The sequence below is a fragment of the Leeia oryzae DSM 17879 genome (assembly GCF_000376945.1).
Classification (GTDB): domain Bacteria; phylum Pseudomonadota; class Gammaproteobacteria; order Burkholderiales; family Leeiaceae; genus Leeia; species Leeia oryzae.
Window position 1 is genome coordinate 148,280 of record NZ_AQXU01000016.1, and the last position, 12,177, is coordinate 160,456.

At 55.6% G+C, this 12,177-nt stretch carries 8 protein-coding genes and 1 rRNA gene; 4 read left to right on the forward strand and 5 right to left on the reverse strand.

Annotated features, from left to right (window positions below; all coding sequences use genetic code 11):
• Positions 1-222: 222 nt before the first annotated feature.
• A complete protein-coding gene (gene mnmC, locus F552_RS0104145) occupies positions 223-2,223 on the forward strand; it encodes a bifunctional tRNA (5-methylaminomethyl-2-thiouridine)(34)-methyltransferase MnmC2/FAD-dependent 5-carboxymethylaminomethyl-2-thiouridine(34) oxidoreductase MnmC1 (RefSeq protein WP_018150463.1) in 2,001 nt (666 codons plus the stop codon).
• 99 nt (positions 2,224-2,322) lie between these two features.
• On the opposite strand, the gene F552_RS0104150 is transcribed toward mnmC, so the two are convergent.
• From F552_RS0104150 to F552_RS0104165, 4 genes are all read right to left on the reverse strand, one after another.
• Complete coding sequence (locus tag F552_RS0104150; RefSeq protein ID WP_018150464.1) at positions 2,323-3,594, reverse strand: O-acetylhomoserine aminocarboxypropyltransferase/cysteine synthase family protein; 1,272 nt, start codon at positions 3,592-3,594, stop codon at positions 2,323-2,325.
• A 120-nt stretch (positions 3,595-3,714) separates the two neighbouring features.
• Positions 3,715-4,047 carry a metal-sensitive transcriptional regulator gene (locus tag F552_RS18485; RefSeq protein ID WP_018150465.1) on the reverse strand — a complete coding sequence of 111 codons (333 nt, stop codon included), beginning with the start codon at positions 4,045-4,047 and terminating at the stop codon, positions 3,715-3,717.
• Positions 4,034-4,243 carry a heavy-metal-associated domain-containing protein gene (locus tag F552_RS0104160; protein ID WP_018150466.1) on the reverse strand — a complete coding sequence of 70 codons (210 nt, stop codon included), beginning with the start codon at positions 4,241-4,243 and terminating at the stop codon, positions 4,034-4,036. The genes F552_RS18485 and F552_RS0104160 overlap by 14 nt, the downstream gene beginning before the upstream one ends.
• Positions 4,244-4,290: 47 nt before the next feature.
• A complete protein-coding gene (locus F552_RS0104165) occupies positions 4,291-6,660 on the reverse strand; it encodes a heavy metal translocating P-type ATPase (protein ID WP_018150467.1) in 2,370 nt (789 codons plus the stop codon).
• A 228-nt stretch (positions 6,661-6,888) separates the two neighbouring features.
• Between F552_RS0104165 and F552_RS0104170 the strand changes: the two genes are divergently transcribed.
• The 3 genes from F552_RS0104170 to F552_RS0104180 all read left to right on the forward strand — a co-directional run bounded on the left by F552_RS0104170 (position 6,889) and on the right by F552_RS0104180 (position 11,689).
• Entirely contained in the window at positions 6,889-8,811 is a 1,923-nt protein-coding gene (locus tag F552_RS0104170; protein WP_018150468.1) for a PrkA family serine protein kinase, read from the forward strand.
• A gap of 83 nt (positions 8,812-8,894) precedes the next feature.
• Positions 8,895-10,166 (forward strand): YeaH/YhbH family protein, encoded by a 1,272-nt coding sequence (locus tag F552_RS0104175; protein WP_018150469.1) that lies wholly within the window; start codon positions 8,895-8,897, stop codon positions 10,164-10,166.
• 14 nt (positions 10,167-10,180) lie between these two features.
• Positions 10,181-11,689, forward strand: a complete 1,509-nt coding sequence (locus F552_RS0104180) for a SpoVR family protein (protein ID WP_033374716.1) — start codon at positions 10,181-10,183, stop codon at positions 11,687-11,689.
• 248 nt (positions 11,690-11,937) lie between these two features.
• On the opposite strand, the gene rrf is transcribed toward F552_RS0104180, so the two are convergent.
• Positions 11,938-12,051: ribosomal RNA gene (gene rrf, locus F552_RS0104185) — 5S ribosomal RNA — on the reverse strand.
• Between the last annotated feature and the right edge of the window lie 126 nt (positions 12,052-12,177).

Here is a 12,177-nt window from a genome sequence, read left to right on the forward strand (position 1 = left end):
ATCTGACTGAATTGAGCGCTATGGTACGCAAACAAATAACGGTTGTACAAAGTTATTAGACTAACGGGTCACTGTCTAACGGGTTACATGGTGGGTCAGGTTGACATGATGCCCGAAGATTCTTAAAGAAAACTTAAAAACCGCGCACAATTTTGATGTGCATCCAGAGCGAAACGGGTTTCCATCGTTATAATCTGCCCAATTCCATTTTTCTGTAATGTCATGACCACTCTCGACTGGCAAGATGGCCAACCTTTTTCATCCAGGTTTGGCGATGTCTACTTCTCGCGCGAATCCGGGCTGGATGAAACCCGGCATGTCTATTTGCGGCATAATCAACTGGCAGAACGGTTTGCCGCCCTTGCCCCTGGTGAGCACTTCACCATTGCAGAAAATGGGTTCGGCACGGGACTGAACTTTCTGGCAGCGTGGCAACTGTGGCAGCAAACAGCACCGGCCGGTGCCTTTTTGCACTTTGTCAGCACCGAGGCCTACCCGCTCAGCAAAACAGAACTACAGCAAGCCCTGGCCGCCTGGCCAGAACTGGCCAGCCTGGCGGCTGAACTAACCACTGTCTGGGAAGACTTTGCTCCGGGCTTCCACCGACTGCATCCGGGCAAAACCAACCTGACGCTGACCTTGCTGATCGGCGACGCCAACGAAACCCTGCCCCGTTTGGACGCCATGGTAGACGCTTGGTTCCTGGATGGCTTTGCGCCTTCCAAAAACCCGCAAATGTGGTCAGATACCATCCTAGAGCAAGTCGGGCGCCTGACCAAACCGGGGGGCACCTTTGCCACCTTTACCAGTGCCGGCAGTGTCCGCAGAGGATTAAAAGCACAAGGGTTTGACGTGAAAAAGGTGCCGGGGCATGGCCCCAAGCGCGAGATGAGTGCCGGTTATCTGCAAGAAAAACCGGCCGGCAACCACGGCTGGGTCAGTAGTTTCCGGCAACATCTGCCTTTGCCAGCACGTCAGGAAGCACTGGTGATTGGTGGCGGCATGGCCGGCAGTAGCATCGCCCATAGCCTTGCCAGACGTGGCTGGCAGATTACCCTGATAGAGGCCAGAGATGGCCTGGCCCGTGCAGCGTCGGGCAATGCCGCCGGCGTACTCTATGCGCGGCTGGCACCCAAAATGGGCACGCTGGCCCAGCTGATTCTGGGCGGGTTGCAATACAGCCAGCGCTGGGTTCAGCAATGGCTGCCGCAAGACACCGCAGAAGGCACACCCAACTGGCGGCCCTGCGGTGTCATTCAACTGGCTTTTAATGAGGAAGAAGCCGAACGTATTCAGGGCTTGACCGCCCTCGGCTTGCCAGACAGCCTGATGCGACAGGTGAGTGCAGCCGAAGCCAGCCAGATTGCAGGCATTCCCCAGTCGCGTGAGGGGCTGTTTTACCCCAAGGCGGGCTGGGTGCATCCGCCAGCCTTGTGCCAGCACGCCACCACTCACCCGCATATCCGGATTCAAACCCATACCCGCATCACCCGCTTGCAACGCGAAGGGGACGAATGGCAGGCATTTGCCGGAGAAACACTGGTCGCAACGGCACCCGTGGTAATTCTGGCCAGTGCCAATGAATGCCTTGAGATCATGCAGACCAGCCACTTGCCGGTCAGAACCCTGAAAGGCCAGGTCAGTTATTTGCCGGCCACTGCAGCCAGCCGTCAGCTCAACACTGTAATTTGTGCAGAGGGATATCTGGCCCCTGCCAGAGACAACCAGCATGCCATGGGGGCGACTTTTGAACCCAGAGCCACCGACCTGACTGTCACGCAGGCGGGCCATCTGGAAAACCTAGCTACCCTGAAAGATCTGAGCGACAACGCCTATCAGGCACTGCAGGGCGACCAGCTGGTTGCAGAGCTGACCGCTGGCAAAGACCCGGCAGGTTTGGGCGGGCGAGCCGCATATCGTGCGGTCACGCCAGACTACACGCCGATTATCGGCCCGGTGGCAGATATCGGCCAAATCATCACCCCCAGAAAAATTACCCAGCCGCTGGAACAGTTTCAGGTATCCGAGCTGCCCTGGCTGCCCGGGTTGTTCACCAGTGTGGCCCACGGTACACGCGGCCTGATTACGGCACCGCTTGCTGGAGAAATTCTGGCGGCACACCTGATGCACGAGCCCTGCCCGGTGCCGTCAGACCAGTTGCTGGCCGTTCAACCAGCCAGGTTCCCGATCAAGCCCAACCCGGTCAAGCGTCAGCCAGACTGACCGACTGCTAGCAGATTGGACGCAATGTGCAGAAATGCATAAAAAACCGCCCCATGTGGTTACACATGGGGCGGTTTTCTTTGGGGCGACCAGTCAATATCAGCTCACGGCCAGTGCCTGATCCAGATCTTCCAGAATGTCATCAATGTGCTCGATGCCAATCGACAATCGGACCATGTCTTCCGTCACGCCAGCTTTCTGCAGCTCCGCCGGGTTTAGCTGACGGTGAGTGGTAGAGGCTGGGTGGCACGCCAGAGACTTGGCGTCCCCGATATTCACCAGTCGGGTAATCAGTTTCAGCGCGTCCTGGAAACGCCCGCCAGCATCGCGGCCACCCTTGACACCAAACGTCAGCAAGCCAGAAGCCTTGCCCCCGAAATACTTGTCAATCAGCCCCTTGGATTCATGCCCCGCCAAACCGGCATAGTTGACCCACGCCACCTTGGGATGGCCCTTCAAGAACTCGGCCACACGCGAGGCATTCTCCACATGACGGTCCATCCGCAATGCCAGCGTCTCGATCCCCTGCAAGATCAGGAAACTGTTAAACGGAGAAATGGCCGCACCCATGTTACGCAAAGGCACCACGCGGGCACGCGCAATATACGCAGCAGCGCCCAAAGCTTCCGTATATACCACGCCGTGGTAAGACACATCGGGTTCGTTCAGCCGCTTGAAACGGGCTTTGTGTTCTGCCCAAGGGAACTTGCCGCTATCCACAATGGCACCGCCAATGCTGGTGCCATGCCCGCCCAGATACTTGGTCAGCGAATGCACGACAATGTCGGCACCGTGCTCAAACGGCCGGGTCAGGTAAGGTGTGGCTACGGTGTTATCCACAATCAGCGGCACCCCGTGGGCATGGGCGACCTCGGCAAAAGCGGCAAAATCCACCACGTTACCGAGCGGGTTGCCAATGGACTCCACATACACCGCCTTGGTACGGTCATCAATCAGTTTGGCCACGGCAGCCGGGTCGCGATAATCTACAAACCGCACGTCAATACCGTACTGCGGCAGGGTATGGGCAAACAGGTTATAAGTGCCCCCATACAAGGTACTGGTCGCAATGATGTTATCGCCCGCTTCGGCAATGGTCTGGATCGCATAGGTAATGGCAGCCTGACCAGAAGCCAATGCCAGCGCACCAATACCGCCTTCCAAGTCCGCAATGCGCTGCTCCAGCACAGAGGTCGTCGGGTTCATGATGCGGGTATAGATGTTCCCCTGCACCTTCAGGTCGAACAGGTCCGCGCCATGCTGGGTACTGTCAAACGCAAAGCTGGTCGTCTGGTAAATTGGTACCGCCACGGCTTTGGTGGTCGGATCCGGGCTATACCCGCCATGCACTGCAAGCGTATCAAACTTCATTCACTGTCTCCTTGTGGGTCTTAGCACATAAGCATACCCGGTGACTCTAGCATGCCAGGCCAGACCCACAAAGACAGTTTGGTCATGTATTTATAAGATGAAGCGCTAAATCAGGCGGTCTCATTTCATCCAGCGCCCGATGGTGGCCAGCAGCTCATCAATGGCCTGCTGGCCTTCCCCGTGTTCAATCGCACGGGTCACGCAACCCCGCGTATGGTCCGTCAGCAGCTGCTGAGCCACGGCATCCAGCGCCGACCGCACCGCACTGACCTGGGTCAGGATATCAATGCAGTAACGGTCTTCTTCAATCATTCTGGCAATCCCGCGGACCTGCCCCTCCACACGGTTCAGGCGCTTGAGCAGCACGTCCTTGGCGGGCTGAATGGTACTGCGCTCGGTATGACAGCAGCCATCCTCCCCTACTGCCTGCTCCGGCAACTCAGCGGACGACATCGTAGCCTGCGTCTTCAATGGCAGAAACCAGATGCTCTACCGAATTGGCAGCCGTATCCAGTTGCAGGTCTGCCTGCTTTTTCTCCAGGCTAACCACCACGGCCGATACACCGGCTTCAGCTTCCAGTACGCGCTTCACGCTGGCCACACAACCACCGCATGTCATGCCTTCAATTTTCAGGGTTACATCAGTCATGTCATTTTCTCCTTGTTCACATTCATCAACACATCAAAGGTCTTACATCATTCACTAACCGGCTTCCAGCGGCGCAGCAACAACGAGTTACTGACCACAGACACCGAACTGAGCGCCATTGCCGCCGCCGCCCACACCGGGTTCAGCATCCCGAACATGGCCAGCGGAATCCCCAGCACATTATAGATAAGCGCAAAAAACAGGTTCTGCCAGATTTTGCGCATCACGGCACGAGACAGATCCACCGCCCGTATCACCGCCATCAGATCTGCAGACATCAGGGTCACATCACCGGTTTCCCGGGCGACATCACTGCCGCTCGCCACAGCAAAACCGATATCCGCTGTCGCCAGCGCCGGGGCATCATTAATACCGTCTCCCAGCATGCCAACCCGCAAACCGCGCGCCTTCAACTGCAAGATATAATCCGCCTTTCCCTGTGGGGACAAGCCGGCCTCAAACTGCGTAATGCCAGCCAGGGCAGCAATCGCCTGGGCCGTCACCGGATTGTCCCCGGTCAGCATCACCACCTGGATTTGGCGAGACTGCAATGCAGCCACTGCCGCAGCGGCATCCGGCCGGATCGGGTCAGCCAGCCCCAGCGCCCCCAGCGCCACCTGACGATCCATATCCATTGCCACCATCACGGAACAACCACTGGCCTGCCACGCCCGGATCTGTGCCTGCTGCGTCTCATTCAGCAGCGCCTCGTCCGGCGCAGACACCAGCAAGCGTAACGGTTTTCCGTTCACCTTCAATGTACCTTCTACCCCCTTGCCGGCAATCTGGTGAATCGTCTCGGCCGGCAATAATGCCAGCTGGCGCGCCTCTGCGTGAGCTAATACGGCTGCTGCCAGCGGGTGATTTGCCCCGCGTTCAACACTCGCTACCCACAACAGCAGCTGATCCAGACTCACCTCGTTCGACCAGCTTTCCAGATGCATCACCACCGGCTTGCCTTCCGTCAGCGTGCCGGTCTTGTCGACGGCAAGCACCTGTATACCCCCGGTCTTTTCCAGCGCCGCCGCTTCCCGAAACAGTACCCCATGTCTCGCGGCATGCCCGACGCCCACCATCATGACCGTCGGTGTCGCCAACCCAAGCGCACACGGACACGCTATCACCAGTACCGATACCGCCGGTATCACCGCCGCATGCCAGTTACCATACCACCAGCCAGAGACCATAAACGTCAGAATCGCCAGCATCACGATCACCGGCACAAACCAGGCCGAGACCTGATCGGCAAACCGTTGCACTGGCGCCTTGGACCCTTGTGCCTCGCTCACCAGACGGATGATATTGGCCAGTCGGGTAGCCGGGCCAACCCGTTCAGCTTCATATTCCAGATTGCCCACTGTCACCACGGTACCGGCAAAGACCGGGCTACCCGCTGCCTTGGCAACCGGCAGACTCTCCCCAGTGAGCATCGACTCGTTAATGGCTGCCTCGCCCGAAATCACTTTACCGTCCACCGCCACCGCATCGCCATGCCTTAACAACAGACGCGCTCCTTGGCGGATGTCGGCAATCGGTACCGGGCGCCAATCCTGTTGCGCTTCATCCCAGCAAAGCGCGTTATCCGGTTGCAGCGACAACAGCGCCTGCAAAGCTGCCCGCGTTTGCCGCTTGGCGCGCTGCTCCAGTACCTTGCCCAGCAACACCAGCGTCAGGATCATGGTACTTGCTTCAAAATAGCCGTGCGGGTTGGACTCCCCCAGCCATAACCAGACTGAATAGCCGTACGCCATGCTGGTCCCCAGCGCGATCAGCACATCCATGTTGGCAGCCCCGTTTTTCAGGGCATGCCAGCCACCCCGGTAAAACCGCGCTCCAATCCAGACCTGTACAATGGTTGCCAGCGCCCACTGCAACCACACCGGCAACATCCAGTCCATGCGGCCAAGCAGCATGCCCGCCATGCTGGGCAAGAAAGGAATGGTCGCCAGAATGGCACCAGCCAGTTCAAGGTACTGGCGGGCAGGCAACCCGGTTTGCCGGGCTTGCAGCCGGGTCGCCACAAATCCGTTTTTCTTTAACTGGCGCTCGATCAGTTCTTCTGTCACCAGCGCCGGAATATACGCCACCGACAAGGTCGAATCGGCACGGTTAATCTGGATATCCGATAACGTCAGCGATGCCAGTCCGTTGCGAAGCCGCTGTTCACCGGCCGGCTCGTCCAGGCCATCCACCTGCCACTGTTTATGCTCTGCACGCACTGCATAGCCAGATTTATGTATCGCTTCCACCACCTGATCAAGGGTGATGACACCGGGGTCAAAATCCACTTCAGCCGACTCATTGGCATAGCTGACATTGGCAGAAACACCTGACTTTTTGTTCAGTACACGCTCTATGCGACCCGCACAGGCGGCACACGTCATGCCTTCTACCGGTAGAGAAACATGCTCAGTCATCTGTTTGCTTTCAAATTGAAGACAACTCCAATATACCCCCATAGGGTATATTATTCAACCCCCTTGCATTCTGCCGGGATTGGCACAAAATTTAATCTGACAGACGCAAGATAAAGGCGCATTCCTGTGCTATACCTCAAATAAGAAATAAAACAGACCACAAGGGAATTTCAACCAGACATGTTTGACTAAGTAACAAGCACTCACGTTTCACACGAGGAGAACGCCATGGACATCTTCAGCAGTTTTTCCAGCCGGTTTGAACGGACACGGGAAGAAGAATACAGCCTCGAGGAATACCTCGCCCTGTGCAAACAAGACCCTTTAGCGTACGCCACGGCTGCCGAGCGCATGCTGAAAGCCATCGGCGAACCTGAACTGGTCGATACCCGCAAAGACCATCGCCTCTCCCGTCTGTTTGCCAACCGTCTGGTTAAACTCTATCCTGCCTTCACCGACTTTTATGGTGCTGAAGACATCATCGAGCAAGTGGTTGCCTACTTCCGGCATGCAGCACAAGGCCTGGAAGAACGCAAACAAATCCTCTACCTGCTAGGCCCAGTCGGCGGGGGTAAAAGCTCTATCGCGGAAAAGCTCAAACAGCTGATGGAGCAAGTCCCCTTCTATGCACTCAAAGGCAGCCCGGTCAATGAGTCTCCCCTCGGGCTCTTCCAGGCAGAAGAAGATGCAGCCATTCTGGAAGAAGACTATGGCATTCCACGCCGCTACCTGAACAAGATCCTCTCGCCATGGGCGGTCAAACGGCTGCAAGAATTCGGTGGCGATATCCGCCAGTTCAGGGTCGTCAAACGCTATCCGTCCGTACTGCGTCAGATCGGTATTTCCAAAACCGAACCAGGTGATGAAAACAACCAGGACATTTCCTCTCTGGTCGGCAAGGTCGACATCCGCAAGCTGGAACACTATTCGCAAGACGATCCGGACGCCTACAGTTACTCTGGCGGGCTGTGCCTGTCCAACCAAGGGCTGATGGAGTTTGTCGAGATGTTCAAAGCCCCTATCAAGGTGCTGCATCCACTGTTAACCGCCACACAGGAAGGCAACTTCAAAGGCACGGAAGGCTTTGGTGCCATTCCGTTCGACGGCATCATTCTGGCCCACTCCAATGAGTCAGAATGGAAAATGTTCAAGAACAACAAAAACAACGAGGCCTTCCTCGACCGGATCTATATCGTCAAGGTGCCTTATTGCCTGCGGGTCTCGGAAGAAGCCAAGATCTACGAAAAACTCATCCGCAATTCATCCCTGGCCAAAGCACCATGCGCCCCCGGCACATTGCAAATGATGGCGCAGTTTTCTGTGCTGACCCGGCTGAAAGAGCCAGAAAACTCCAGCATCTACAGCAAAATGCAGGTGTACGATGGTGAGAACCTCAAGGACACCGACCCACGTGCAAAATCCCTGCAAGAGTATCGGGACTTTGCCGGTGTCGATGAAGGCATGACCGGCATCTCCACCCGCTGGGCGTTCAAGGTGCTGTCCAAAGTCTTTAACTATGACCATACCGAAGTGGCGGCCAACCCTGTCCACCTGCTCTACGTGCTGGAACGTAACGTCGAACGTGAACAGTTCCCGCCAGAAGTCGAGCAACGCTATATCAGCTTCATCAAAGAGTATCTGGCCTCCAGGTATGTCGAGTTCATCGGCAAAGAAATCCAGACCGCTTACCTGGAAAGCTACTCCGAATACGGCCAGAACATTTTCGACCGCTACGTCACCTTTGCGGACTTCTGGATTCAGGATCAGGAATACCGTGATCCGGACACCGGAGAAAGTTTTGATCGCTCGGCCCTGAATAACGAACTGGAGAAAATTGAAAAACCGGCAGGGATCAGCAATCCGAAAGACTTCCGTAACGAGATCGTCAATTTCGTCCTGCGCGCACGCGCCAGCAATGGCGGCAAAAATCCGCTCTGGACCAGTTACGAAAAACTCCGGGTAGTGATCGAGAAAAAAATGTTCTCCAATACCGAAGACCTGCTGCCGGTCATCAGCTTCAATGCCAAGGCCAGTGCAGAAGATCAGCGCAAACACGAAAACTTCGTCAACCGCATGGTCGACAAAGGCTACACCGCCAAACAGGTTCGCCTGCTGTGCGAATGGTACCTTCGTGTAAGGAAATCATCCTGATAACAAACGACCAGCCTGTTCCAGGAAATAGCAGGGGTTGGGCTACCCGCCCAACCTCCAACTGATGGGCAAGGAGAAACAGGATGTCTTATCTGATAGACAGACGCCTGAATGGCAGACACCGCAGTGCGGTCAACCGGGAGCGCTTTCTCCGACGTTACCGCCAACAGATTAAAGATGCCGTCAACGATGCCATCAAGGGTCGCAGCATCACTGACATTGATAACGGAGAAAACGTATCCATTCCGGTCAAAGACCTGTCCGAACCCACCTTCACGCATGGACATGGAGGGGTTTGGGAGCGTGTGCACCCAGGTAACGAAGAATATATCAAAGGAGACAAGTTCAATCGCCCGCAAGGTGGCAGCGGTCAAGGCTCAGGCAACAAAGCCAGCAACGAAGGAGAAGGCGAAGACGCATTCCAGTTCCAGCTCAGTCGGGAAGAGTTCCTCAACTTCCTGTTTGATGACCTGGCCCTTCCGAATCTGGTGAAAACCCAACTGGCCTCCATGGAAGAGATGAAGCCGGTACGGGCCGGGTTTGCCACGGACGGCACCCCCACCAACATCCATGTGATCCGCTCTCTCAAACAAGCCATGGGCAGACGCCTGACGCTTGGCGGACCATTGCGCAGCCAGCTCCACGAGCTGGAAGCACAACTGGCGGAAGATCAGGAAAACCCTGAATGCGCGTTAATGGAAGCAGAACAAAAAGGTATCGAGCAGAAAATTCACCTGCTCAAAAAGAAACTGGCACACCTGCCATTTCTCGACCCGCTCGACCTGCGCTACAGCAATCGCACCATGCAACCCAGACCGAGCAGCAAAGCCGTCATGTTCTGTATCATGGACGTGTCTGGTTCCATGGATGAATCCCGCAAGGAAATGGCCAAACGGTTCTTCATCCTGCTCTACCTGTTCCTGCAACGGGTGTACGAAAAGATCGAGCTGGTGTTTATCCGCCATCACACCCAGGCCACCGAAGTGGACGAGGAAAACTTCTTCCATTCCAGAGAAACCGGCGGCACAGTCGTATCCAGCGCCCTGAAACTGATGCAGCAGATCATGGAAGAGCGCTATTCCCAGGCAGAATGGAATATCTATGCCGCCCAAGCCTCAGATGGCGACAACTGGGACAATGACTCCCCAGCCTGCCGGCAACTGCTGGATGAAAAAATCCTGCCGCTCGTACAGTACTTTGCCTATATCGAAATCACGGATGGACCAGAACAAAATCTCTGGCACGAATACGTCAAACTGACAGAAAAGCACGCCTTCTTTGCCATGCAAAAAATCCGTGAGCCCGCCGACATTTATCCGGTGTTCAGGAAACTATTTCAGAAAAAGCATGCTTGATCATGGAGGTGAGTATGGACACCCAAAAACTCCCGGCACCTTCCGACTGGACTTTCGAGCTGATCGAAGACTACCACCTTGCCATCCGGCAGGTCGCCAAAGACTTCAAACTGGATACCTACCCCATCCAGCTTGAGATCATTACATCCGAACAGATGATGGATGCCTACGCATCCGTCGGCATGCCCGTCAACTACCACCACTGGTCATTCGGCAAACATTTCCTGAGTACGGAAAAATCCTACAAGCGCGGTCAGATGGGGCTGGCTTACGAAATCGTGATCAACTCCAATCCCTGCATCGCCTACCTCATGGAAGAAAACACCATGACCATGCAGGCCCTGGTGATTGCCCATGCCGCCTATGGCCATAACTCATTCTTTAAAAACAACTATCTGTTCAAGACCTGGACCGATGCCTCATCCATCATCGACTATCTGGTGTATGCCAAAAACTATATTTCCGAGTGCGAACAGCGCCATGGTATTGATGCTGTCGAATACCTGCTGGATGCCTGCCACTCACTGATGAACTATGGAGTAGACCGCTATAAACGGCCGCAGAAGCTCTCATTAGCGCAAGAAGCCTCGCGCCAGGCAGACCGTGAAATGTACCTGCAAACCCAGGTTAATGACCTGTGGCGAACCCTGCCCCGGCAGGCGGCACAAGCACAAGCGCAAGAAGCCGCACGTTTCCCTTCCGAGCCGCAAGAGAACCTGCTCTACTTCCTGGAAAAGAATGCCCCGCTGCTACAATCATGGCAGCGTGAAATCATTCGCATCGTCCGCAAGCTGGCACAGTACTTCTACCCCCAGCGCCAGACACAGGTCATGAACGAAGGTTGGGCCACCTTCTGGCATTACACCCTGCTCAATACCCTCTATGATCAAGGACGCCTTGAAGACTCCTTCATGATGGAGTTCCTGCAGTCACACACCAACGTGGTCTACCAACCGCCAGTCACCAGCAAATGGTACTCCGGCATTAACCCGTATGCACTCGGGTTTGCCATGTACACCGACATCCGCAGAATATGCGAACACCCCACTGACGAAGACAAATACTGGTTCCCTGACTTCGCAGGCAGCGACTGGGTCAAAACCCTCAACTTTGCTATGCGCAACTTCAAGGACGAGAGTTTTATCGGCCAGTTCCTGTCGCCCAAACTGATGCGAGACTTCCGCATGTTCAGCATTCTGGATGATGATCAGTCCGACAAGATCGAGGTCAGCGCCATTCATGATGAAAGCGGCTACCGCTACATCCGCAAGACACTGGCAAGCCAATATAATCTATCGGAAAATGAGCCAAATATTCAGGTGTGGTCAGTCGATATCAGAGGCGACAGAAGCCTGATGCTTCGCCACCAGCAACACCTGCGTCGCCCGCTGGGTAACGGCAGCCAGCAGACGCTACAGCATTTCACCAACCTGTGGGGCTTCCCGGTGCTACTGCAAAGCGTGGACGACACCGGCACCGCCACCATGGAGATCCGGCAACTCCCGCAGGAGATCCCTTACTGAATAGCGAAGCCCCATCCCCACTCCTCGCCCCCGAGGCCTTCGCCGCCTGGGCGCGTCAGGCCCTGGTCGCACTCGCATGAGTCAGTTGACAGGGGGATGTGTATCAGGCGCGCAATGACAGCAGTCTGAATGGCAGGAAGTGTTTGTGGAGGGTTTGCGGTCTTCCACTCGGAATTTTTGGCTCGGTGTTTTCTCTTCCCCAAACGTAAAAAGCCCCTGATCGTCAGATCAGGGGCTTCCTGTGGGGTGCCCGGCAGTGTCCTACTTTCACAAGCGCAATGCTCACTATCATCGGCGCTACGTCGTTTCACGGTCCTGTTCGAAATGGGAAGGCGTGGGTCCAACGCGCTATGGCTGCCAAGCGTAACTTGTCACGCAGCAAGTGATCTTCATCACTCACCACTAAAAACGGAAGAAGTAATTCTTTTCAGGTCTAAATTATATCCACTTCACACAGCGTCAACCAACAACCGCAATATCCACGGTTA